This window comes from Listeria immobilis (assembly GCF_014322845.1).
Classification (GTDB): domain Bacteria; phylum Bacillota; class Bacilli; order Lactobacillales; family Listeriaceae; genus Listeria; species Listeria immobilis.
Window position 1 is genome coordinate 26547 of the sequence record NZ_JAASUA010000008.1, and the last position, 24162, is coordinate 50708.

The 24162-nt window shown below is 37.2% G+C and carries 21 protein-coding genes and 1 other annotated feature; of the genes, 4 read left to right on the forward strand and 17 right to left on the reverse strand.

Annotated features, from left to right (window positions below; genetic code table 11):
- Positions 1 to 68 precede the first annotated feature (68 nt).
- A complete protein-coding gene (locus HCJ45_RS10815; protein ID WP_187124805.1) occupies positions 69 to 3167 on the forward strand; it encodes an alpha-mannosidase in 3099 nt (1032 codons plus the stop codon).
- Between the two features lie 68 nt (positions 3168 to 3235).
- Here HCJ45_RS10815 and cspB read toward each other — a convergent pair whose 3' ends face one another.
- The 7 genes from cspB to HCJ45_RS10850 form a co-directional block, all read right to left on the reverse strand.
- A complete protein-coding gene (gene cspB / locus HCJ45_RS10820; protein ID WP_003723180.1) occupies positions 3236 to 3436 on the reverse strand; it encodes a cold-shock protein CspB in 201 nt (66 codons plus the stop codon).
- 289 nt (positions 3437 to 3725) lie between these two features.
- Positions 3726 to 4421 (reverse strand): phosphatase PAP2 family protein, encoded by a 696-nt coding sequence (locus HCJ45_RS10825; RefSeq protein WP_187124806.1) that lies wholly within the window; start codon positions 4419 to 4421, stop codon positions 3726 to 3728.
- Between the two features lie 13 nt (positions 4422 to 4434).
- Complete coding sequence (dapF, locus tag HCJ45_RS10830; RefSeq protein ID WP_187124807.1) at positions 4435 to 5424, reverse strand: diaminopimelate epimerase; 990 nt, start codon at positions 5422 to 5424, stop codon at positions 4435 to 4437.
- Positions 5425 to 5535: 111 nt separating this feature from the next.
- Positions 5536 to 8301 (reverse strand): isoleucine--tRNA ligase, encoded by a 2766-nt coding sequence (ileS, locus tag HCJ45_RS10835; protein ID WP_187124808.1) that lies wholly within the window; start codon positions 8299 to 8301, stop codon positions 5536 to 5538.
- A 52-nt stretch (positions 8302 to 8353) separates the two neighbouring features.
- Positions 8354 to 8587, reverse strand: a binding site (T-box leader).
- Positions 8584 to 9111, reverse strand: a complete 528-nt coding sequence (gene divIVA, locus HCJ45_RS10840; protein WP_185346262.1) for a septum site-determining protein DivIVA — start codon at positions 9109 to 9111, stop codon at positions 8584 to 8586. Its footprint overlaps the feature before it by 4 nt.
- Before the next feature lie 95 nt (positions 9112 to 9206).
- Positions 9207 to 9728, reverse strand: a complete 522-nt coding sequence (locus HCJ45_RS10845) for a transcription repressor NadR (RefSeq protein ID WP_187124809.1) — start codon at positions 9726 to 9728, stop codon at positions 9207 to 9209.
- A gap of 4 nt (positions 9729 to 9732) precedes the next feature.
- The gene (locus HCJ45_RS10850) at positions 9733 to 10839 is read right to left on the reverse strand and encodes a cysteine desulfurase family protein (RefSeq protein WP_187124810.1); all 1107 of its coding nucleotides are present in this window, start codon (positions 10837 to 10839) and stop codon (positions 9733 to 9735) included.
- Between the two features lie 129 nt (positions 10840 to 10968).
- Here HCJ45_RS10850 and nadB point away from each other — a divergent pair, with 129 nt between their 5' ends.
- The 3 genes from nadB to nadA are packed head-to-tail and all read left to right on the forward strand — an operon-like array spanning position 10969 to position 14365.
- Complete coding sequence (nadB, locus tag HCJ45_RS10855; protein WP_187124860.1) at positions 10969 to 12426, forward strand: L-aspartate oxidase; 1458 nt, start codon at positions 10969 to 10971, stop codon at positions 12424 to 12426.
- Positions 12423 to 13268, forward strand: coding sequence for a carboxylating nicotinate-nucleotide diphosphorylase (gene nadC / locus HCJ45_RS10860; RefSeq protein ID WP_187124811.1), 846 nt, complete (start codon positions 12423 to 12425; stop codon positions 13266 to 13268). The genes nadB and nadC overlap by 4 nt, the downstream gene beginning before the upstream one ends.
- A complete protein-coding gene (gene nadA / locus HCJ45_RS10865) occupies positions 13265 to 14365 on the forward strand; it encodes a quinolinate synthase NadA (RefSeq protein WP_187124812.1) in 1101 nt (366 codons plus the stop codon). The genes nadC and nadA overlap by 4 nt, the downstream gene beginning before the upstream one ends.
- 42 nt (positions 14366 to 14407) lie before the next feature.
- On the opposite strand, the gene HCJ45_RS10870 is transcribed toward nadA, so the two are convergent.
- From HCJ45_RS10870 to mraY, 10 genes are all read right to left on the reverse strand, one after another.
- Complete coding sequence (locus HCJ45_RS10870; protein ID WP_187124813.1) at positions 14408 to 15184, reverse strand: YlmH family RNA-binding protein; 777 nt, start codon at positions 15182 to 15184, stop codon at positions 14408 to 14410.
- A 126-nt stretch (positions 15185 to 15310) separates the two neighbouring features.
- Positions 15311 to 15601, reverse strand: coding sequence for a YggT family protein (locus HCJ45_RS10875; protein WP_185346250.1), 291 nt, complete (start codon positions 15599 to 15601; stop codon positions 15311 to 15313).
- 22 nt (positions 15602 to 15623) lie between these two features.
- Positions 15624 to 16082: a cell division protein SepF gene (locus HCJ45_RS10880; RefSeq protein ID WP_185346249.1), complete on the reverse strand. Its 459-nt coding sequence runs from the start codon at positions 16080 to 16082 to the stop codon at positions 15624 to 15626.
- 3 nt (positions 16083 to 16085) lie between these two features.
- Complete coding sequence (locus HCJ45_RS10885; RefSeq protein WP_187124814.1) at positions 16086 to 16775, reverse strand: YggS family pyridoxal phosphate-dependent enzyme; 690 nt, start codon at positions 16773 to 16775, stop codon at positions 16086 to 16088.
- A 118-nt stretch (positions 16776 to 16893) separates the two neighbouring features.
- Positions 16894 to 18069: a cell division protein FtsZ gene (gene ftsZ / locus HCJ45_RS10890; RefSeq protein ID WP_187124815.1), complete on the reverse strand. Its 1176-nt coding sequence runs from the start codon at positions 18067 to 18069 to the stop codon at positions 16894 to 16896.
- A 67-nt stretch (positions 18070 to 18136) separates the two neighbouring features.
- On the reverse strand, positions 18137 to 19408 hold the full coding sequence (ftsA, locus tag HCJ45_RS10895; protein ID WP_187124816.1) for a cell division protein FtsA: 1272 nt from the start codon (positions 19406 to 19408) through the stop codon (positions 18137 to 18139).
- A gap of 358 nt (positions 19409 to 19766) precedes the next feature.
- Positions 19767 to 20561, reverse strand: a complete 795-nt coding sequence (locus tag HCJ45_RS10900; RefSeq protein WP_187124817.1) for a cell division protein FtsQ/DivIB — start codon at positions 20559 to 20561, stop codon at positions 19767 to 19769.
- 22 nt (positions 20562 to 20583) lie between these two features.
- Positions 20584 to 21675, reverse strand: coding sequence for an undecaprenyldiphospho-muramoylpentapeptide beta-N-acetylglucosaminyltransferase (gene murG / locus HCJ45_RS10905; RefSeq protein ID WP_185398191.1), 1092 nt, complete (start codon positions 21673 to 21675; stop codon positions 20584 to 20586).
- A complete protein-coding gene (murD, locus tag HCJ45_RS10910) occupies positions 21672 to 23039 on the reverse strand; it encodes a UDP-N-acetylmuramoyl-L-alanine--D-glutamate ligase (protein ID WP_187124818.1) in 1368 nt (455 codons plus the stop codon). Before murD ends, murG begins: the two co-directional genes overlap by 4 nt.
- A gap of 139 nt (positions 23040 to 23178) precedes the next feature.
- Positions 23179 to 24153: a phospho-N-acetylmuramoyl-pentapeptide-transferase gene (mraY, locus tag HCJ45_RS10915; RefSeq protein WP_185346238.1), complete on the reverse strand. Its 975-nt coding sequence runs from the start codon at positions 24151 to 24153 to the stop codon at positions 23179 to 23181.
- Positions 24154 to 24162: the final 9 nt, after the last annotated feature.

Consider the following 24162-nt stretch of genomic DNA (forward strand, 5'->3'; position numbering starts at 1 on the left):
GCTATGATATATTGAAACCGTTCTAGTGAAATAAATCCATTTTAAAAAGAAAGGATCTGAGTATATAGATGTTTTTTACTAAAGAGAAATTGTGGCGTAGGCTGGATGAAGTTGCACACTATCGTTATCACAAAAAATGTCCAATTACTATTTTTCAAACAGCGGAAGATATTGCTGGAGAGATTTCCGCAAGACCCGAAAATGTGGTCTTTGATAGCGAACTTTCCATTGGGGCAAACTGGGCTGGGCGAGATCGTTATTTATGGTTAAAAACAACCGTCACTTTTCCAGAATTAAAAGAGCATACACGTTTAATTGGTTACTTTGATTTTGGAAACACGGGGGATGGTCATAATTCTGGCTTTGAATCTTTATTATTTGTTAATGGAAAACCATTCCAAGGTGTGGATCAAAATCACCAAGAAGTTCTTTTTCCAGATAAATTTGCTGGAACAACCATAGAACTTACTTTTCGCCTATGGTCTGGTCTTGAAGGAGGGGGCGCTCCAACCGTACAAACACATCAGCTAAAAGAAGCATTTATTGGCTATTTAAACTTAGCGATAGACGATTTATATTTTACTAGTAAAGCAGCCCTTAAAACTTTAGATGTATTAGAAGAAAATAATCCAAGCTATGCCAGTCTCCTGCATGCAGTTAATCGTGCTTATTTAGCGATTGATTGGGCTGTCCCTGGCTCCGAGAAAAATATCGCATCCATGGAAATCGCAAACCAGCTCCTTCAAAATGAAATAAAAACGATACCAAAAAACTTTCCTATCAAAGTAGCGGCAGTTGGACATACGCATATTGATGTTGCTTGGCTTTGGCGTTTAAAACATACTCGCGAAAAAGCCGCACGTTCCTTTTCAACGGTACTTCATTTAATGGAGGATTATCCAGAATATTTATTTTTACAATCACAACCACAACTTTATGCTTATCTAAAAGAAGACTATCCAGAAATTTATGAAAAAATCAAAACAAAAATTAATGATGGTGCTTGGGAAGCAGATGGCGGTATGTGGCTTGAAGCTGATTGCAATATCCCAAGCGGAGAATCTTTAGTTCGCCAAATGCTTTATGGTCAGAAGTTTTTACGTGAAGAATTTGGGAAACCCTCCAGTTTTTTATGGTTACCTGATGTATTTGGTTATAGTTGGGCCTTACCACAAATCCTTCGTAAATCAGGTATTAAAACATTTATGACTACTAAAATAAGTTGGAACCAGTACAATCGAATGCCGCATGATACTTTTCAGTGGCGCGGGATTGATGGAACAGAAATACTAACCCATTTTATAACGGCTCCTGAAAAAAATAGCTCCATTTCCACTTATAATGGCAAAATGACTGCTCGAGAGCTTGCTGGACTTTGGACAAAATATCAAGACAAAGATATTAATCAGGAACTTTTGCTGGCTTATGGCTATGGAGACGGGGGTGGCGGAGTAAACCGGGAAATGCTTGAGATGCGCCGTCGCTATGATAACATGCCCGGAATTCCAGAAGTAAAACCAAAAAGTGTTACAGATTATTTCCATGACTTACATCAAACTATCGCAACAACCGATCAATATGTTCACACTTGGAATGGTGAACTTTACTTTGAATATCACCGCGGAACTTATACGAGCCAAGCCTTTACTAAAAAAATGAACCGTAAAATTGAACTTGCCCTTAAAAATAGCGAATGGCTCTCAGTACTTACAAATTTAAAACAAGGAATGCGCTATCCAGCAGAAAAATTAGCTAATATTTGGCAAATTTTATTGCGAAACCAATTTCATGATATTATTCCTGGCTCGTCTATCAAAGAAGTTTATGAAGATGCTTTTCTTGAATACACAGAAGCAATGACAAAAAATACGACGCTTATCCACGAACAACTTACACATTTAACAACTACAGAGCAAGAAAAAATAGCACTTTGGAACAGCTCTACTTGGTCAGGTGCACGCTATATTGAGATTACACCAGAAAACACATCCGAATCATTGGCATTTTTTGATGAAACAAATTCTCCACTGCCAGCGCAAAAATTAGCAAGTGGACAGTGGCTTATCCAACATCCCGCTCTTCCCGCACTTGGAGCAGCTAGTATTTCAGTTAGGGAAACATCCACAATATTAGAAAAATCTTCTTTTAACTATACTAATAAACAACTGGAAACCAATTTTTATCAAATTAGCTGGAATGAACAAGGTCAATTTACATCGATTTTTGATAAAAAAAATAATCGCCAAGTTTTAGCGAAAAATGCTCGTGGTAATGTTTTCCAGTTGTTTGAAGATAAACCTATGTGGCATGATGCTTGGGATATTGATTTATTTTATCAGGAAAAACAAATAGAAATTACTAATCTAAGTTCTTTTGAGCTAGTAGAAAACGGACCGCTTCGACTAACAATAAAACAAATACTTCACTCTGAAAAATCTCAAATCACACAGCTTATTCATTTTTATCATGATAGTCCGGAAATTCGTTTTGAAACAGAGGTGGATTGGCAAGATCGAAACCAATTGCTTAAAGTTGCTTTTCCAGTATCAGTTCATGCAAGTGAAGCTAGTTATGATATTCAGTTTGGCAATGTTAAACGTCCTACCCACTGGAATACAAGCTGGGATTACGCCAGGTTTGAAACAGTTGCACATCAATGGGCCGATTTATCTGAGAAAAATTATGGGGTTAGTTTGTTAAATGAATCAAAATACGGCTATGATATCAAAGATTCTACTATCCGTTTAACTTTACTTAAAGCAGCTGGTTATCCGGATACGCATGCAGATTTAGGTATCCAAAAATTCACCTATTCGCTTTATCCACACAGAGGTGATTTCCTTGACGGGGAAACAGTAAAAGCTGCTTGGGAACTTAATAACCCAATTTTCACCTCTAATGGAGCAGTAGCGTCCTTTTCCCTTTTCCAAGTGAGCAACCCCTATGTGATGATTGATAGTGTGAAACAAGCAGAAGATGGCGACGGGATTATTGTTCGTTTACATGAATTTGCTGGTACGCACGGAAAAGTGACATTAACGAGTGACTATGACATTACAACCATGATCGAATGTAATTTATTGGAAGAAAATGAAACAGAACAACAAAGCCAAACTTTCCCAATCACTCCATTTGAAATTAAAACCTACCGAGTTCATTTAGCGTAAAAAAACACTCAGCAAAACTTCTCCCTAAGAAGTCTGCTGAGTGTTTTTACTTGTTTAACGTAAGCAAATTAAAGTTTAGTCACTTTTTCTGCTTGTGGGCCACGTTGACCTTCAACGATTTCAAATTCAACGCTTTGACCTTCGTCTAAAGTTTTGAATCCTTCACCTTCGATAGCGCTGAAGTGTACGAATACATCATCTCCGCCTTCTACTTCGATGAAACCAAAGCCTTTTTCACTGTTAAACCATTTTACTGTTCCTGTTTGCATATTTCACAAACCTCCAAAAAATTTTCTTAATATGTTTCTTTTACTAACGAAAAACGTGTTAACAACAAGCTAACTTCATTTTCAATTACAAAATTCACATATTATCAAATGTACTCATCGAAATCAATACCCTTGATAATACATAAACCAGCTTGCTTCAACACTTATATATTAACGCCATCTGCTAAATAAATCAAGTGAAAAAGCCACACGGTTACAAAATAGATTATTCAGTCTACTAAGTGAAAAACCCTGCTATCAGCGAATTTACTCATAGCAGGATTTCTTTTTATTCGATAATACTTCTATCTTTAATGCGCCATTTCACAAGTAAGTTATGTAGCGGTTTACGAACAACAAAATAAACTCCGAGTGAAATACATACAGATGCTGTTCCTAGGAAGAACCCACCGAGTACATCCGTTGGGAAGTGAACTCCAAGATAAACACGTGTATACATAACAAATAAAATAAAACCATAGGCAATAATTCCAATAACGATTTTTTGCCAAATCTTAGGAACCGTAAAAATTAAAAATAAACCTGCCAGTCCGTAAAAAACGGCAGTAGCTGTCGCATGTCCACTTGGGAAACTAAAACCCGATTCACTAATCAACCAATTAATGCCAGCTGGGCGATTACGAGCAACTAAGCTTTTTAAAGCCAGATTTAGTATCACACCGCAAAGTAACATTGTTCCGCCAAACCAAAGACCAACGACAAATTTGCGTAAAAAGAATAGAACTAAAACGACGATAATAGTTAGGATAATCGTTGTCTCTGCGCTTCCAAGATGGGTTACTAATTTTACAATGGAAGTTTTATCTGGTTGAATTCCACCGCGAATTTTTTCAATCCAATTTAAATCAAAACGTGCTACCCAGTTACTTTCTATAGCAATAGCTGAGGCAATTGTAATAAATAAAATTAGACAAAATCCGCCGATAACAAATAGTGGTGTTGCTTTTTTTCGATTTGTGTTCATGACTAACTCCTTTTCATTCTGTTGTTTTTAAAAATTGTTTTACTTCTTCTGCAAGTTGCGTATAGTTAGCTTGTTCGGATGTATTTTCATTTGTTAAAGCTATTACTTCTTCCCCATCATAGCTCAATGTTCCACTACTTACAAATGTAGCATTTCCAATCAATTGCAATGATAGTTCTCCTGTTATATCTTCTTTTGCAGTAACTTGAACTCTTCCGCCGTCATTATATACATTAAGCGGTGTTTCAAGTGGATCATTATCCAACATTTTTTTAATTAGACTAGAAGCAGACATTGCTGTTCCACAGGCATTTGTAAAACCAACACCACGTTCAAAAGTTCGTACATAGATAGCATTATCGTTTAATCTTTTGACAAAACTAACATTTACGCCATCAGGGAAAAATGGATTTTCACCATTTAAATAGCTAGCTAATTTTTGCTGTTTATCAGAATCTAACACAGCTTGATCAACAAAAGTAATTAAATGCGGATTCGGCACTGAGACAGCTGAAAAAGCAAGTTCTTCATCTAGTTCAGGCACAATCTGATTCATCAATTTCTCAACTGGTAAATTCATCGGCAAACTTGCTGGTGTAAACTTAACAGGAGAGATTTCGACTTGATAAGTTGGAATATTAAATCCAAGAGAGTCTGCTTTTTTTACATCTAAAACAGCTTTCATTGTTTCCACTTTTGCTTCTGTTAATTGGTGTTTTTCTAGTAAATAGCGAGCTACGGTTCTTAAACCATTGCCACACATCGAAGCAAAGGATCCATCAGAATTAACTACTTTCATTTGACCGATAGTTCCCTCTTCGTTACTTTTCGCAACAAATAATATTCCATCAGCACCGCCAAGGGCATGCGATTTATCACATAATTTTATTGCAAAATCAGCGCGCTCATTGTCAGACCAATCATGTATATTATTTTCTTCTTCATCTACTAAGAAAAAGCTGTTTTGCGAGCCATGCACTTTCGTATAGTGGATTATTGCCATTACTCAAAGCCACTCCTTTATTTAGAATTATGTCTATAATACCACATTTTAAAATAAAAATGCTTGAGGAAACCCCTTTTTAATTACTAGGATTTTCCTCAAGCGGATTTTTTATGCTTCGTAATTCTTTACAACAATATCAGCACAACGAGCACATAGTGTTGGATGGTTTGGATTTGCACCAACATCTTTTTTCACTACACGACAACGTTCACAAGTTTCCCCTTCAGCTACGGTAATTTGAACAGCTACTTGGTTCACTTTTAGCGCAGATTCTGGAGCATTTTCGACCCCTTCAACTAATTCAAAATCAGATACAATAAATAGTTGTGCAAAATCGCCTTCCAGTGAGTCAAAGAGTGTTTTTGCTTCTCCATCCACATAAAGCGTCACTTTTGCAAGCATAGATTTACCAATTAGTTTTTCATTTCGAGCAAATTCCAATGCTTTTTGGACATTATCACGAATTTGCATAAAGGCACTCCATTTAGCAGTAATTTCCTCACTACCCGCTAGCACTTTAACTTCTGGTAAATCTTGTAAATGAATACTTTTTGCTCCCTCACCAATTAAATTATGCCATACTTCTTCTGTTGTATGCGGTAAAATTGGTGCGAGTAATTTAGTTAAAGTCATCACTGATTCATAAAAGACTGTTTGCATAGCACGACGATCATGCATATCCATCGCTTCGATGTAAACAACATCTTTTGCAAAATCCAGATAAAATTGGCTTAATTCTACTGTACAGAAATTGTTAATTTGGTGATAAATAGTAGAAAACTCAAAGGCTTCATAGCTATCTTTCACATTTTTTACTAAATCATTTAATTTAATAAGCATATATTTGTCAACTTCGCGCAAGTTTTCATAGGAAACGCTATTTTTTGCTGGTTCAAAATCATGAATATTTCCTAGTAAGAAACGCATTGTATTACGGATTTTGCGATATACTTCTGAAACTTGTTTTAAAATTTCATCACTCACCCGAACGTCTGCTTGATAATCTACAGAAGCTACCCAAAGACGGACAATATCTGCTCCAAGTTGTTTAATTACTTTTCCAGGAAGAATTGTGTTGCCAAGAGATTTACTCATTTTCCGGCCGTCTCCATCAAGCGCAAAACCATGACTTAGCACATTGCGGTATGGGGACTCACCTGTGATTGCAACAGCTGTTGTTAATGACGAGTTGAACCAGCCACGATATTGGTCAGAACCTTCCATGTATAAATCAGCAGGACGACTTAATCCTTTACGCGCATTAAGAACTGCCTGATGACTAGAACCTGAGTCAAACCATACGTCCATAATATCCGTTTCTTTTGTAAATTCACCATTTGGGCTGCCAGGATGGGTAAATCCAGCTGGTAACAAATCTTTCACATCTCGTTCAAACCAAACATTCGATCCATGTTCACGGAATAAGTCAGAGATATGACTAATTGTTTCATCAGTGATAATTGCTTCTCCATTTTCCGCATAAAAAATAGGTAGCGGTACGCCCCATGCACGTTGACGAGAAATTACCCAATCACCGCGGTCACGGACCATATTAAATAAACGAGTTTCTCCCCATGCTGGAGTCCAGTTTACACTTTTCACTGCTTCTAGTAAATCATCACGGAAAGCATCAATAGAAGCAAACCATTGGGCAGTTGCACGGAAAATGACTGGTTTTTTCGTACGCCAATCATGTGGATAGGAGTGAGTAATAAATTCTAGTTTTAGTAATGCGCCTACTTCTTCTAGTTTTTCTGTAACCATTTTGTTTGCTGTATCATAAAATACGCCTTCAAATCCAGGTGCTTCATCTGTAAACACACCACGATCATCTAGTGGAGCTAATACATCTAAGTTATATTTTTTACCAATTAAAAAGTCATCTTCCCCGTGTCCTGGAGCCGTATGAACCGCACCAGTCCCAGCTTCAGCAGTCGCATGTTCCCCGTTCATTACTAAGGATTCACGATCATAAAATGGATGTTTTGCAGTGATACGATCAAGTTCAGAACCACGCACTGTTTTAAGAACAACAGCATCTTCAAAGCCAAGTTTTTCACGCAGTCCAGGTAAAAGAGCCTCCGCAACTACATATTTTTCGCCATCAGATTCTAGCACTACATATTCTAAATCTGGATTCACTGTGATTCCTAGGTTTGCTGGAATTGTCCATGGCGTTGTTGTCCAAATAACAATGTTTGTTCCAGTTTCTAGCACACCTTTACCATCTATTACTTTAAAAGTAACAAAGATGGAAGCTGATTTTTTATCTTTATATTCAATTTCAGCTTCAGCAAGCGCAGATTCACTAGAAGGAGACCAATAAACTGGTTTTTTCCCTTTATAGATATAACCTTTTTTCGCCATCTCACCGAAGACTTTAATTTGTTCTGCTTCGTATTCTAGCAACATTGTGATATATGGATTTTCCCAATCGCCACTAATACCTAAACGTTTGAAGCCAGCGCGCTGACCATCTACTTGAGTCATAGCATATTCAGCACAAAGCTTACGGAATTCAGCAACAGACATTTCTTTACGCTTTACGCCTTTTTTGGCAATCGCTGTTTCAATTGGAAGTCCGTGCGTATCCCAACCAGGTACATACGGTGAACGGAAGCCAGCCATTGATTTATAACGAACGATAATATCTTTAATTGTTTTATTTAAAGCGTGCCCCATATGAAGCTCTCCGTTCGCATACGGAGGGCCATCATGTAAGATATAGCTTGGACGTCCTGCATTTTTTTCTTGAATTTTTTCGTATAGTTTTTCTTCTTCCCATTTTGCTTGCCACTCAGGCTCTTTATTCGGCAAATTGCCACGCATTGGAAAATCTGTTTTTGGCATTAATAAAGTATCTTTATATTCCATGTTTTCTTCTCCTTCAAATTGTTATTTTTAAACGCAAAAAAAATCTCTCCCAAAAAGGGACGAGATTCGCGGTACCACCCTTGTTGACATGCATCTAATCTGCCTGTCCACTTCATTTAGGCCATAACGCTGGCTCGCGCTAACACTTACTCAAGCGATTGCTCTTTCGGGTTAGAACTAAAGAGTGATTTCTACTTTTTAGAGGATAGCTGGTCTCGCACCATTTACCAACTCGCTTCATATCCATTATCTAAAAAATATACTTGTCTCTAATTATCGTTTTTAACGTTCTTCAGATTCAGTCTGTTCCACTTCTTTAATAGATGCTAGTTCTGTTGCATCTACATCATAAGCCATCATTTGTTGCCAATCTTCACTTTTAATCAAGTCCATTTGTGCTTCCACTAACATCCGTAAACGCTCACGGAATACTTTGGATTGACGTTTTAAGTCTTCAATTTCAATCGCAATTTTTCTAGCTTTTGAAAGCGAGTCGCTTAAAATTCGGTCGGCATTTTTTTCTGCTTCACGAATAATAAGTTTTGCTTCTTTTTCAGCGGAAGCTTTCACTTCTTCAGCAGCTGTCTGTGCGACGATTAATGATTTGTTTAATGTTTCTTCAATGTTGGTAAAATGACCTAGACGTTCTTCACTATTATTTAAAGTGTCCTCAATACGCTTTTTCTCTTTAATTACTTGTTCATAATCTTTAATGATTTGATCGAGGAAGTCATTTACTTCATCTTCGTCATAACCTCTAAAACCACGGGTAAACTCTTTGTTATGTATATCCAGCGGCGATAATGGCATATTTAGCACCTCCATACAACTTTTTGTTTATAAATACCTAACATACATTCTAACATAGATACTGGCTTTTTCCTAGAATTTATATTGAAAAAACGCTAGATTAAAAATCCGGCTTTACCAAGTGCATGAATAGCCTGCTCAATTTGTTCCGATGTATCTGCTTCAATTGTATGTAAATGCGTTCCATCAGTTAATCCAGAAAGCATTGTTGCTCCCGTAGTCTGCAATTTTTTAACAAATTTTTCTACATCAAAACGGTTTTTCAAATGGAGTGAAGCAGTAATTTCACCGTAAATTGGATGATCCACAATCACGTCCACCACTGTAATCCCGTGATCAACTAATATAGTTAATTCTTCGGCTGTCTGTTCTTTTGTATGTTTAACGGCGATAACTCGTCGCTCTCCTGAGAAGCTTGTCTCCTTTGCATAAATATATCCTTGTGGTGTAGCCATTATTGGTTCATTTCCAGCTTTAAGTAAGGAAATATCTTGTACGATTACTTGTCGACTTACATTGGTTCGACTCGCAAGCTGATTTCCCGAAATAGGTGAATCTGCCTCTTTTAACCAATTTAAAATCAAATGTCTACGCTCATCACCAAGTATTTTTTTCATTTTATCACCTTTTTCTTAGTAATTTTGCCATTTCTTCGTTAAAAATCAAACTATCTTTTAATTCATTTTCTTTTCCAAAAGATAAACGGATAAAGCGACTTGCTTCTTCCTCCGTTTTCATCATAGCAAGTAAGGTTCTGGATGGTTTTGCATCACGTATGCTACATGCACTTGTCGTTGAAATTTGAATATCTGCTTCATTTAAGGCAAGCAAAGCCTCTTGTCCCTGCATATTAGGTAAGGTTAGTCCCAAAATAAACGGAGATGTATTTGGTCCGCCCTCTATCGTAACTTGTTTTGTTAATGCGGAACAAATCGCCTTTTTTAAGTTACTAATTCGCTGGGCTTCTTTTTCTCTAGTTTTTATTATATCATAGGCAGCTGTTGTAAAGGCAGCAATTGCTGGGACATTCACAGTACCCGCCCGAAAGCCAAATTCATGATGTACATCTACTAGTATAGCTTGAAAAGGGAAATCTGGTCTAATAAAAAGTAATCCCACCCCTTTTGGCCCATATATTTTATGCGAAGAAATGCTAAAACTAGTTACATCCGTTAAATCTACATTAATTTTCCCAAACGATTGAACAATATCCGTATGAAATGGAACCCCGGCATTTTTCGCAATTTGCGCTAATTTTGCAATGGGTTGGATAGTTCCTATTTCCGAGTTTACATGTTGAATAATTACTAACGCGGTATTTTTAGAAATCATATTGGCTAAATTAGTCGGATTCACCTGTCCATTTTTTCCTACAGGTAACAAACGAATCTCACATTTCCCTTCTCGTTCAAGTGCTTCTAATTGCTGCCATATCGAAGCATGCTCAAGCGGACTAACTAATACTTCTTTTTTCTTACTAGTATGTAATAAAGTTTGAATTGCAATTTGATTACTTTCTGTTCCGCCACTTGTAAATATAATTCCTCTTGCTGGAACACTCAATAATGTTGCAAAGTTTTCTCGGCATCGCTCTAACAGTGTCGCCACCTTAGTCCCTGCATCATGCAAACTTTCTGAATTAGCAAAGAAATCTTTTGATGCATCTACAAAAACCTTTAACGCAGCATCACTAATTTGTGTCGTTGCAGCATGGTCAAAATAAATCATCTTTTTTACCTCCTGAAATTTTATGCTTGAATTAAGTTGGATTTTGTGTGATTATAGATGACAAGACAACTGTATATTCGCTATAAAAGTATACAATTAATCGACCCTACTATGCAAGAGGTGGAAAATATGAAAAAAGAACGCATCATCATTATTGGAAGTGGTATTGCAGGTAGTCTTGCAGCACTTCGCTTAATGCAGGATTATGATGTGACGATAATCACAAAAGGAACTAAACAAGAAAGCAATTCGATGTTAGCACAAGGTGGCGTTGCAGCAGCAATAACAAAAGATGACTCTCCTAAAAAACACTTTCGCGATACTTTTCAAGCTGGCTGTTATCATAACAAACCACTTGCAGTTTGTGAACTTACCACTTATGGACCAATTGTCATTCAAAAACTTATTAAAGAAGGCATGACATTTGACCAACAAAATGGGGAGTTTTTATTTGGATTAGAAGGTGCTCATCAAATGCCACGAATATTGCATGCTGGCGGCGATCAAACAGGGAAAGTTCTTACTACTTTTATACAAAACCAACTAACAGCTGTTCAGTGGCGCGAACAAGAAATGGCCATCCAAATTATAAAACAAGGTCATCAAGCAGTTGGTGTTTGTTGTTTAGATAGCAATAATCAGTTACATAATTATTACGGAGAGCATATCATTTTAGCAACTGGAGGATTAGGTCAACTTTTCCCGGTTACTACAAACGCTAGAACTATATCAGGAGATGGTTTAGCGCTTGCTTTAAATGCTGGTGCTACATTATCTGATATGGAGTTTATTCAATTTCATCCAACATTACTTTTTATAGACGGCCATTGCCATGGGCTTATTTCAGAGGCTGTGCGCGGAGAAGGAGCAAAACTTATTCGCGATGATGGAACCGCCATTATGGAAGGCGTTCATCCGCTACTTGACCTTGCTCCGCGAGATATTGTGTCCGCAACACTAGCTAATGAAATCGCTCAAGGGGAACTAATTTTCCTTGAAATTACAGCGGTAAAAAACTTTGAATCCCGTTTTCCTGGAATTTCTGCTAGTTTAGATAAACATCAAGTCCCTTTTCGTAAAACAAAACGAATTCCAGTTCATCCAGGGGCACATTTTTTAATGGGAGGCGTTCGGACGGATCTTCACGGCAAAACGAATATTAAAGGACTATACGCAATCGGTGAAGTTGCCAATACTGGTGTCCACGGAGCAAATCGGCTAGCTAGTAATTCGCTACTTGAAACACTTGTTTTTGGGGAGAAAGTCGCTGCATATATCCAAGCAAATCCTGCAAAAAAACGAAATCAATCAGTTACACCCGCTCCTCCAAAACATTTATTAACACATCCTTTACCAGATAAGCAACAACTCCAAGAAAAAATCGGAATAGCATTAGGCATTACGAGAACTGAAGAAAAATTAACAGAATTTCTACACTGGGCAAATCATTTTGAACAGGCAAACAGCACATGTGAAGAAGCCGAAATAAGCAATATGCTTCTAGTTGCAAAACTCATCGCAACTAGCGCTCTAAAACGCACGGAAAGTCTCGGTGCACATCGAATTTTAGAAGGAGTAATAAAATGAATCCAATACTTATAAAGCAAGCAATTCAAGGTTTTTTATTAGAAGACATTGGACAATACGATATAACCGCTGATAGTATTTTTGATTATACAATTATGGGGGAAGGTGTTTTTCTCGCAAAAGAAACTGGCATTTTGTGTGGCGTTGAAATCCCTAGAATAGCCTATCAACTTCTTGATAGCAAATTTGACTATAAGCCCTACAAACAAGATGGCGACTTTATTCAAGCAGGCGAAATTATTGGTGTAGTAACAGCACCAGTACGCACGCTTCTAACTGCTGAACGTGTTATTTTAAACTTAATGCAGCGAATGAGTGGTATCGCCACCCAGACTAACCTCGCTTTAAAAAAACTAGCTGACCCCTCGATTCGAATTTGTGACACCCGAAAAACAGCACCTGGTCTGCGAGTCTTCGATAAGTATGCCGTAAAGGTCGGTGGTGGCTTTAATCATCGGAATGGTCTATTTGATGGCGTTATGTTAAAAGATAACCATATTGCGTTCTCTGGCGGCATAACGGAGGCGATAAGCAATGTGCGTGCTAAACTTGGACATATGGTAAAAATAGAAGTCGAAACTGAAAATGCAACCCAAGTAACCGAAGCAGTCCAAGCTGGCGCAGACATTATTATGTTTGATAATCAAACACCAGCAGAAATCAAAAAATTGGTAGCACTTGTCCCAGATCATATTACAACCGAAGTATCTGGCAATATTACGCTAAATAATATCTCTAAGTACCAAAACTGTGGTGTTAACTATATCTCTTTAGGATCGTTAACTCATTCTGTACGTGCACTTGATATTAGCTTTAATAGCCAAGGAGGACTAAAAAATTGAATTTACTAGAGACAGTAAAAAGTGATACTATGCCAGAACATTATAAATTAATGTCCAAAACTGAAATAGCAAACCGCGTGATGGAAATTAAGCAACAACTCGGAGAAGACCTTTTTATCCCCTGCCATCATTACCAAAAAGATGAAGTTGTCCCGTTTGCTGATGCGATTGGTGACTCTCTACAATTAGCGCAAATAGCAGCTAGTAATAAACAAGCCAAGCATATTGTCTTTTGTGGCGTTCATTTTATGGCCGAAACTGCTGACATGCTAACAACAAACGAGCAAATGGTAACTTTGCCAGATATGCGCGCTGGTTGTTCCATGGCTGATATGGCCGATATTCATCAATTAACAAACGCTTGGCCAATACTACAAGATCTGTTTGGTGACACCATTCTCCCTGTCACCTATATTAACTCAACTGCGGCAATCAAATCATTTGTTGGCGAATATGGTGGAACAACAGTTACCTCTAGCAACGCCGCCACAATCGTTGCGTGGGCTTTGGAGCAAAAAGAACGAATCTTCTTTCTTCCTGACCAGCATTTAGGTCGTAATACAGCTTTTGAACTTGGTATTCCACTTGATGCCATGGCTATCTGGGATCCTATAAAAAACAAGCTGGAATACGAAGGTAATTTAGAAGATTGTAAAGTGATTCTCTGGAAAGGCTATTGTTCCGTTCATCAACATTTCACTGTTAAAAATATTGAAACCATCCGTAAAAACTCACCAAATATGCGGATTATCGTTCATCCGGAATGCACGCATGAAGTTGTTTCTTTAGCAGATGATTTTGGTTCAACAAAAAAAATTGTGACAGAGATAAGTAATGCCGCGCCTGGTACAGAGTGGGCAATAGGCACAGAAGCGAATCTAGTTGGTCGAATTATACAAGAAAATCCTGATAAGAAAATTGTTTCCTTAAATCCATTTATGTGTCCGTGCATGACCATGAATAGAATAGATTTACCCCATCTACTTTGGACACTCGAATCCATTCAAAATAATGAAAAAAGAAATCAAATTAAAGTGGATGAGCAGACAACCAAATTCGCCTTAAAAGCATTAGAACGAATGCTCCAACTTAGTTAAAAAAGAAAACGAAAGCCACCATAACTGGAAGCTTTCGTTTTCTTATTTTATATAGCCAATCTCTATGCGGATTTTATCTTTTTTCGTCCTACCAGCAATTTCTAAAATTTTCACCCGCCCGTAACCACGAACCGACAATACATCTTCTTGCTCACATTCAAAATCAGGATTCTCTACTGTTTTCCAATTTACTTTTGCCAGACCTGCCACAATTATTTGTTTTGCTTTCTGCCTAGAAATATGATGCGCGTTGCTAATGATCACATCAAGTCGCATACTAGAAACAGTCATCCCAAAATCTTCCCAATCAATAGGTGTAAAAACTGCTTCTGTTAAATTGGTTTCCTCTAACATCACATTAACCTTGCCAATTTTTTCTAATTGTAAAGTTAAATAATCTTTCATATTACTTTCTACTAAAAGCTGCCATTCCGTTCCATTATTTAAAATATCCCCAAAAATATCTCGTTTCATACCAAGTGACATTAGCGTCCCAAGAATTTTTTGATGTGTCAATGTAGTAAATTTCACTGGATAGCGAATATGAAATAAGGCAATCTCAAAATCAGCTTCTGTTGGTGTATAATAATCTGGATAAATCAGCGCGCGACGCCGTTCAGCATGTTCTACTCCACCAAAAAACTGAACTTTAATTTGCTCATAACCGCCAATAATTGTCTCCGTTATATAACGTTGTCTAGGATCTAAAAAATCCGTTAATTGTGGTGTATACTCATTCTCCACTTGCACCGTAATACCAAGAATCTTATCAATAAATGCGTATTCTTCTGCGCGAAAATGTTGATAAATTGCGTCCATAATAATTTCTCCCTTTCAATCCGTCCCAAGTCTTTAGCCCTATTATACCATGAAAATGACTGCTTCTATCCCACTCCTGCTTATTTATTCAAAAAAAAGCCACCCATTTGAAGACGGGTGTGCTTTTTAGAACAGCATTGGAACAACATAAACTTGGATTAAACTTGTTAAAACTCTCATTGCGTATTGGAAAATAAAATAAGCAATTAAAGATGAGATGTCAAACATACCAATCGGCGGAATAATCCTCCTAAATGGTTCTAAAATCGGTTCGAAAATACGAGCTAAAAATCGACCAATTTTTGATTCTCTTGCCCCTGGAAACCAACTCATTAAGAAATAAATAAACATTAAGGTTGGCAACCATCTGATAATGAATAAAACAACTTCCACCACTTGATATAAAATACTTTGCAATCTAGTTTACACCTCTAATTCATCACATAAAGTTTTGTTCATCGAGCATTTCAGAAATAGAGCCATCCACTTCTACATTGTCTGGGGTACATAAGAAAATATTATTTCCCACACGTTGGATATCTCCACCTAACGCATATACTGTTCCACTTAAAAAGTCCACAATACGTGTCGCTTGGTCATGGCTAATGCGTTGTAAGTTAACAACAACCGTTTTATATTCTTTTAAGTAATCTGCTAGTTCTTGGGCTTCTGCATATACACGCGGTTCTGCGAGTACCATTCGACTAGAATACTGAGCTCCCTGCATACTAACCACCTTCGCATCCTCTTCTTCCACAGCATAGAAACGATTTTTACTTGGTTTTTCTTTCTTCGTTTTCTTTTGCATTGGTTCTGGTTCCCTCGCTACTTCTTCTTCATAATATTCTTCCTCTTCATCTAAGAAAAAGAAAGACTTAAATTTATTCGATAGTCCCATTTGTTACACCTCCATATTTTCGTCACTCACCAAAGCTCTTCCTACTCGTATAAATGTAGCACCTTCTGTAATCGCTACTCCGAAGTCCTGAGTCATCCCCATGGATAACTCTGTACAAGGAATATTTTTTAACTGAAGCGCATGAATTTCTTGCTGCAAATGCTTTAACTCATGAAATACGTGATGCAGCTCTTGTTCACTATTTGTAATAGGTGCCATTGTCATCAATCCAACAATCTCAATGAATTGAAAATTTGCTTCTTGTACAAATGAAAACGCCTCTTCTGTGGAAAAACCATGTTTGCTTTCTTCACCTGAAATATTCACTTGTAAAAAACATTTCACCGGTTTCGTCGCTCGTTTTTCGATTTCTTTCGCAAGAGAAACTCGGTCAAGTGAATGCAAATAATTTATTTTTGGCAATACATCTTTTACTTTACGTGTTTGCAAAGAACCAATGTAATGCCAACAAATATCGTCTTTATCTGCAAATTGTGCTGTTTTTTCAAGAAATACATCTGCACGATTTTCACCAAAATGGCGAATACCTAAATGATATAATTCCATCATTCCCGTTGCATCAATCGTTTTTGTTACAGCAACCAGTGTCACTTCCGCTTGACTACGATTACTTTTTGCACAAGCAAGCTCGATTTGTTTGGTTACTTTTTCTAAATTTGTTTGTTTTGTCATTTGTTTTATCACCTTATATAATTCCCGAAGCCCTTTTTTTAAAACGCTTCTTGTTATAATCAGATACCCGGTCACTCAGAAAACAAAAAGCGGCCGGGTGTAATTTCTGTTATAAGAATTATCCGCGACGATTACGGTTACGGATAAATGCTGGTACATCCACGTCTGAACTATTTTGTTGTGGTTCCGCTGGTTGTTCATGAACTGGATTATTTGCTTGTTGCGGTGCAGTTTGCGCATAATCAGTTTGCGGTTCTTCTTGTACTGCATAGTTTGGACGATTTACTTGAATAGATTGGTTTGGACGACGATTTGCTTGCGCTTGTTGTTGCGCTTGCTTCGTTTCATCAAATCCAGTGGCAATTACTGTGACAATAAGTTCATCTTTTAGTTCGTCATTAATAACAGAACCAAAAATCATATTAACATCTTCATCAGATGCACTAGATACGATTTCTGCAGCTTCTTGTACTTCATAAAGACTAAGGTTAGATCCACCAGTAATATTCATTAGGACACCTTTTGCACCATCCACAGAAGTTTCAAGAAGTGGAGACGAAATAGCTTTTTTCGCTGCTTCTGCGGCACGATTTTCACCTGTCGCAATCCCAATTCCCATCAACGCAGAACCACGATTCGTCATAATTGTTTTTACATCAGCAAAGTCTAAGTTTATTAAACCTGGTACAGCGATTAAGTCTGAAATACCTTGAACACCTTGACGTAAAACATTATCTGCTTCACGGAAAGCTTCAAGCATTGGTGTATTTTTATCAACAATTTGAAGTAGACGATCATTTGGAATTACAATTAATGTATCTACTGCTTCTTTCATTGCTTCTGTTCCTGTTAGAGCTTGTTTTGTACGTTTTGGACCTTCAAAACCGAACGGACGAGTTACAACACCAACTGTTAATGCGCCCATTTCTTTGGCGATTTGAGCGATAACCGGAGCCGCTCCCGTTCCTGTTCCGCCACCCATTCCAGCAGTGACAAATACCATATCAGCGCCTTTTAAAGCTTCTTCAATTTGTTCGCGACTTTCTTCCGCTGCTTTTTTACCAATTTCTGGTACAGCTCCTGCTCCTAAACCACGTGTTAACTTTGTACCAATTTGTAATTTTATTTCTGCTTTTGCTAAATTAAGCGCTTGTGCATCTGTATTTACTGAGATAAACTCTACACCTTGAACGCCATGCTCAATCATACGGTTTACAGCATTGTTTCCGCCGCCGCCAACACCGATTACTTTTATTGTTGCTAAACTTTCTGAACTAGTGTCAAATTCCAACATATTATTGCCTCCTATTTGCCGATTTATACGATATGATTTTTCCTTGCTGATTTACCAGCTTTCACGTTTATTCAAAAAATGCGCCGAAAAAATTCTTCATTTTTGTAGAAACTTTTTCGTCATCTGATTTCTTTTGTTTAGGTTGTTTTTGTTTTGGAGCATCCTCATTTTGTGGTTCACTTGCTGTACTGCTAACATCACGACCTTCTAACTCAGCCATTTGATAAGCGTACTTAATCAAGCCTACCGCAGTTGTAAAGGATGGTTCGCGAACACCTATATAATCTGGAATGGCAAGTCGAACATGGGCTGCTAACGTTTTTCCAGCTAAATCAATCGCACCTGGAATAGCCATCGAACCCCCTGTTAAAACATAACCACCTGGAAGATGTGTTTTTCCAACTCGAGCTAGTTCTTCTAAAACTAATTGGAAAATTTCTTCCATACGTGCCTCAATAATATCTGCAACTTCCACTTGTGTGAAATGTTGTTTTTGGTCGCTACCAATTACATCAATGGCAAAAACTTCATCAGGGGAAGCATCATCATAAAATGCATAGCCATGATCAAGTTTCACACGATCTGCATTTGCTGTTGAAGTATTTAGACCAAGCGATAAGTCCTTGGTGATATTATCTCCACCAACTGGAATAACACCCGTATACGTTAATCTGCCTTGTTCGAATACGCTAACGGTAGTCGTTCCTGCACCAACATTAATTAGTGCCGTACCAAATTCTTTATCATCTTCAGATAAAGAAATCGACGCTTCCGCTAGTGGTTGTAAAGCAATATCAGAAATCTCAAGGCCAGCACGTTCCACACAACGCAACGTATTATGTAAAATTGTTTTTGAGCCAGTAATAAGTGTGCCTTCCATTTCTAGACGTACACCTATCATACCACGTGGATCGGTAATGCCAGTTAAACCATCCACTACGAACTGGTCTGGTATTGTATTAATGATTTCTCTTTCGGGAGATAATGGAACAACTTGAGCTGCGTCCATCACGTTCCAGACATCCTCATCTGTAATTTCGCGATTTTCACTGCTAACTGCTACAATACCTCGGCAAGCTTCTAATTGAACTTGACTCGATACTACCCCAACAATTACTTGAGAAATTTCAACGCCAACCATTCTTTCTGCTTGTTCAATTGCCTTCTTAATGGATTCTACAGTCTTGTCTATGTCGATAATAATCCCTTTTTTAATTCCTGAAGACTCGACATTACCAACACCGATAATATTGAGTCGATCGTCAGCCATTTCCGCGATGATTACTTTCACTGATGCTGTTCCAATGTCTAAACTTACATAAATTTCGCTATCACCCATTTATCGGCACCTCCTTTTATTCTAGTCATTTAATATTATATCTAATTCATTTTTATACCGATCAAAACCGGTTTTTAACCTGCTTGGAAAAGCGTTGTTACTTTTCTATTTATATGGTGTTAGTGTAGAATGATTGCCCACTCTGCCTAACATATAAAATCACTTATTTACAGTCTACACTAAGAAAGAAGGTAATAAAAGCACAAAGAACAATTTTTGGCAAATTCTTAAGATATTTTTTTTATTTTATTCAAAAAGCGAACAAGTGTTGGTATATATAGCTTTTCAGTTATCATTTTGTCACATTTCTGCAACATCTGTTATTTCTTTTTGTATAAAAGGCAGAGAAGAAACTATATTAATTCTTTTTCTTCTCCTCTGCCGCTTTTTTCTCTGCATTTTGTTGATAGTAACTTTGGAAGTATGAACCTACCTCTATATCAATAACGCCCTTTTGTCCTTTTGATAATTGAGCAACTATAGATGGGTAATGTTGCATTTTTTCAGCAAAAGTACCAATTGTTGCGGAAACTCTATTTCCATCATTCATATAGAGTTCAATATGATTATTGTCGCTTTCGGTTGGGCTGTAAATTACTTCAGAAATCGAACTAACAACATCATTTGATAATTGATTTATTTGCGCTACCATTCTCTTTAGTGTTTTGCCATTTTCAAAATTCTGGAACAGTAGATCATTCCCAATTGGAAATTGTCTTGGTTGGTCCGTTAATAAGATGCCACTCTCGAGAATATCATAATATTTGCCATCCTTTTCTTGATAACCGATTGTTTTAAATTCGGTAATATCAATTTGGACATTATTCATGCCTTCTTTAGAAACTGTTGCTTTTTTTATTAATGTATTTTCCTTGAGTGTCTCTTCAGTCTTGCTATTTCTAATTCCAAGTACAAACTCACCAATTACTAGTCCACTTTCTTTCCGAACTTCATTTTCAGTCAATTGCTTATTTCCGCTTACACTTATTTCGTCAAGCTTACTAAGCGGGGAAAGAAAATACAACGTGATTAATATTAAAATCGCAAAAAATCCGATTAAAATGGCTAGATGTCTAATTAATTTTTTCTTCCGGTATTTTTTTAATTCAGGAATACGGTTTTCAATAGATACTACTCTTCTATTTTCCGCCATTTTATTCGCTCCTTTCTACGATTTATTTCATTATACTTATTGCCACTTCGACAAGTTTGCTAGCTGCGTCCGCTCGACCCATTTGTTTAGCGCTAGCCTGCATTTCATTTAACTTTTCCGTATCAGTTAAAATAGAATCAATCGTTCCCATTAAATCTGTTTCTTTTAATTCTGCTTCTGTAATCACGATTGCGGCATTGTTTTTTTCTAGTGCACGAGCATTATATTCTTGATGATTCGCTGTAACATAGGGGCTTGGTATCAAAATACTAGGCACTCCTAATGCCGTAAGTTCTGCGAGGGTAGTTGCTCCTGCTCTTGATACCACAAGTGTAACTGCGTTTAAAATTTTAGGCATATCATAAATAAATGGTTGAATACTAATATGATTTCCAAGTTCTAAACTGGCTAGTGTATCTTTTATTTTTTCATAATGAACATCACCCGTTACATATAGCAGTTGAAAATCACGTTTATTCCATTCTGGTAAAATCGCTTCAATCGCTTCATTCACTCCACGTGCTCCGCGACTACCACCAAAAACGAGAACAGTTGGTTTTCCAGTGACAAGTCCATATGCTTCTAAAGCTTGGTCAGAATCTACACCAATCACTTCTGAAGCTCGCGGATTTCCAGTAAAAACAATTTTTTCTGATGCAAAAGAATCGCTTACTTCTTCAAAACAAATTGCTACTTTGTCTGCATATCGACTTAAAAATTTATTCGTTAAACCTGCAACACTATTTTGTTCGTGAATCAATGTTGGGATTTTTAGTTTGGCCGCCGCATATACGACTGGACCACAAACATATCCGCCTGTACCAATTACAACATCTGGTTTAAACTCCCGAAGAATTTGTTTGCTTTTTTTAGCTCCACTTAAGAAACGCATTACTGTTTTTACATTTTCAAGTGATAACGAACGCTTAAAACCAGTAATTTCAATGGCTTCAAAAGGAATTCCTTCGCGTTTAACAATGTCAGCTTCAAGACCTTTTTCCGTTCCAATATATAAAAACTCTGCTTCTGGATGTGATTTTTTTAATTCTCTGATGAATGCCAGAGCTGGATAAACATGTCCACCCGTACCTCCACCACTTATGGCTACTTTCATTTTTCCACCTCTTCTATTAGTTCGCTTATTGCTTCCATGTAGGCATTACCACGAACTTCAAATGTCCGGTATTGATCCCAGCTCGCACATGCTGGTGAAAGTAGGATAATATCTCCTGGCGCCGATTCTCTATAAGCAACCGGAACAGCCGCTTCTACGTTATCCACATAATGTACGTCAATTCCCGCTATTTTTCCAACACGACCAATTTTATCTGCTGTTTCTCCAAAAACAACTAAGGATTTTACATTTCTAAAAAATGGCAGTAGCTCATCAAAAGAGTTGCCACGATCTAGTCCGCCTGCTAGTAAAACGACTGGATTTTTAAACCCTTTTAGCGCACTTTGAGTAGCCAAAATATTGGTTGCTTTAGAATCGTTATAAAATTTCCGTCCTTGCCATTCAACAACAAATTGTGTGCGATGTTCTACGCCTTTAAAAGTTTCAAGAACTTGCATAATTTCTTCATTTGTTACGCCTAATATTTTAGCAACTGCAACAGATGCCAGCACATTTTCCAAATTATGTTCACCTGGAAGTAAAATCCTATCACGTGCTCCAATCACTTCATCACCAAACATAATATTGCCGTTTTGGACATAGCTTCCTTGACCTAGACGCTGCGTTGTTGAAAAAGGGATTACTTTTGCTTTCGTTTGTTTCGTTAAATTTATTAGCTCTTCTTGATCCCAGTTAATAACTAGAAAATCGTCTGCTGTTTGATTTTTTTGGATGTGCCATTTTGCCTGAACGTATTCACTTCGATCAGTATGGTAATCCAAATGCGCTTCATAAATATTCGTAATTACTGAAATATGCGGTTTAAAAGTGTTTACACCCATTAATTGAAACGAAGAAAGTTCCATTGAAATAAATTGTTCACTTGTCGCATTTTCGGCTACTGCAGATGCTGGAAAACCAATATTCCCAGCAAGTAGGGAACTATTTTCTTTATGTGCATTTAACATATGATGAATAATTGTTGTGGTGGTAGTTTTCCCATTTGTACCTGTAATTCCGACAATTGGCGCTTCAGAAATTTGGTAAGCTAACTCTACTTCTGTAATAACTGGTATTTTCAGTTTTAGCGCTTTTTCAATCATCGGGTTATTGTATGGAATACCCGGATTTTTAATTACAAGCTCAAATCCTTCATCTAAAAGTTCAATCGGATGCGAACCACAAATAACTTTAATTCCTTGTTCAAGAAGACCTTGTGCTTCTGGATTTTCACTAAAAGGTTTTTGATCATTTACAGTTACAAATGCTCCCAGTTTATGCATAATTGTTGCTGCGCTAACACCACTTCTTGCTAAACCCAAAACAAGCACTTTTTTGTGATGGTACATTTCAATTTTTTTCATTTCCTTTGGTTCCCCCATTTATATCAAAATTGGCGGTCGGATTCATGAAATTCACAAAAACGACGGAAAGCGCCAACCAGATTCTGTTTAAAAACAGTCAACTAGAGACGCTTTTGCCGCAAAAATCGCGGCGCTTTATTTAAAAGATAACCATACAAACAGAAATAATTGCACCAATTAGTCCAATTCCCCAGAATGTAAGAACAACACGCCACTCAGACCAACCACCTAGTTCAAAGTGATGATGGATTGGTGTCATTCGGAAAATCCGTTTACCACCAGTGACTTTAAAGTAAAATACTTGTAAAATAACGGATGCAGTTTCAATAACAAAGATAATGCCGATTAAAAGTAATAACCATTCTTGATGTAGTAAAATTGAAACGGCTGCAATACTTCCACCAAGCGCAAGTGATCCAGTATCTCCCATAAAGATTTTCGCAGGGTTTTTATTGAATAGTAGGAAACCAAGCATCCCTCCGACAATCGCAAAACAGAAAATAGCGACATCCATTTGTTCTTGATAAAAAGCAATCACACCAAAAGCAGAAAAAGCAATCACGGTAAGTCCAGATACAAGTCCATCCAAACCATCCGTTAAATTAACTGCATTGGAGAACCCAACTAACCAGAAAAGAATAAAGATAACAAAGAAAAAGCCCAGATCAATTTCGGTGTTGGTAAATGGTATTTTAAGCGTTTCTGCAAAACCACTAAAATGATACACTACATAAAATAAAATCGAAATCGCTACCTGACCTAAAAATTTCTGTTTAGAAGTTAGACCTAAGTTACGTTTTTGAACTACTTTAATATAATCATCCAGAAAACCTAATGCACCAAACAAAGCTAACGCAATAAATAATAGCCAAGTTGCCGCACTTGCTTCCCCGCTGATAAAAGAAAAGATCAAGAAACTAACAAGCATAGCAATAATGAAAACGACTGCTCCCATTGTAGGCGTCCCTGATTTCTTTTCATGCATTTTTGGACCTTCATCCCTAATACTTTGCCCAAATTTTAATTTTACTAAAAATGGAATAAATAGTGGGATACCTATAACTGTAATAATAAAGGCCACTGCAAATGTTGATACTAACATGTATAAAGACACAATAAATTC

What these genes read in the sequence shown, in the direction of transcription:
- HCJ45_RS10815 (WP_187124805.1), top strand. Translation starts at nt 69, where the DNA reads ATGTTTTTTACTAAAGAGAAATTGTGGCGTAGGCTGGATGAAGTTGCA.
- cspB (WP_003723180.1), bottom strand. Translation starts at nt 3,436, where the DNA reads ATGCAAACAGGAACAGTAAAATGGTTTAACAGTGAAAAAGGCTTTGGT.
- HCJ45_RS10825 (WP_187124806.1), bottom strand. Translation starts at nt 4,421, where the DNA reads ATGAACACAAATCGAAAAAAAGCAACACCACTATTTGTTATCGGCGGA.
- dapF (WP_187124807.1), bottom strand. Translation starts at nt 5,424, where the DNA reads ATGGCAATAATCCACTATACGAAAGTGCATGGCTCGCAAAACAGCTTT.
- ileS (WP_187124808.1), bottom strand. Translation starts at nt 8,301, where the DNA reads ATGGAATATAAAGATACTTTATTAATGCCAAAAACAGATTTTCCAATG.
- divIVA (WP_185346262.1), bottom strand. Translation starts at nt 9,111, where the DNA reads ATGCCATTATCGCCGCTGGATATACATAACAAAGAGTTTACCCGTGGT.
- HCJ45_RS10845 (WP_187124809.1), bottom strand. Translation starts at nt 9,728, where the DNA reads ATGAAAAAAATACTTGGTGATGAGCGTAGACATTTGATTTTAAATTGG.
- HCJ45_RS10850 (WP_187124810.1), bottom strand. Translation starts at nt 10,839, where the DNA reads ATGATTTATTTTGACCATGCTGCAACGACACAAATTAGTGATGCTGCG.
- nadB (WP_187124860.1), top strand. Translation starts at nt 10,969, where the DNA reads ATGAAAAAAGAACGCATCATCATTATTGGAAGTGGTATTGCAGGTAGT.
- nadC (WP_187124811.1), top strand. Translation starts at nt 12,423, where the DNA reads ATGAATCCAATACTTATAAAGCAAGCAATTCAAGGTTTTTTATTAGAA.
- HCJ45_RS10870 (WP_187124813.1), bottom strand. Translation starts at nt 15,184, where the DNA reads ATGGACGCAATTTATCAACATTTTCGCGCAGAAGAATACGCATTTATT.
- HCJ45_RS10880 (WP_185346249.1), bottom strand. Translation starts at nt 16,082, where the DNA reads ATGGGACTATCGAATAAATTTAAGTCTTTCTTTTTCTTAGATGAAGAG.
- HCJ45_RS10885 (WP_187124814.1), bottom strand. Translation starts at nt 16,775, where the DNA reads ATGACAAAACAAACAAATTTAGAAAAAGTAACCAAACAAATCGAGCTT.
- ftsZ (WP_187124815.1), bottom strand. Translation starts at nt 18,069, where the DNA reads ATGTTGGAATTTGACACTAGTTCAGAAAGTTTAGCAACAATAAAAGTA.
- ftsA (WP_187124816.1), bottom strand. Translation starts at nt 19,408, where the DNA reads ATGGGTGATAGCGAAATTTATGTAAGTTTAGACATTGGAACAGCATCA.
- HCJ45_RS10900 (WP_187124817.1), bottom strand. Translation starts at nt 20,561, where the DNA reads ATGGCGGAAAATAGAAGAGTAGTATCTATTGAAAACCGTATTCCTGAA.
- murG (WP_185398191.1), bottom strand. Translation starts at nt 21,675, where the DNA reads ATGAAAGTAGCCATAAGTGGTGGAGGTACGGGTGGACATGTTTATCCA.
- murD (WP_187124818.1), bottom strand. Translation starts at nt 23,039, where the DNA reads ATGAAAAAAATTGAAATGTACCATCACAAAAAAGTGCTTGTTTTGGGT.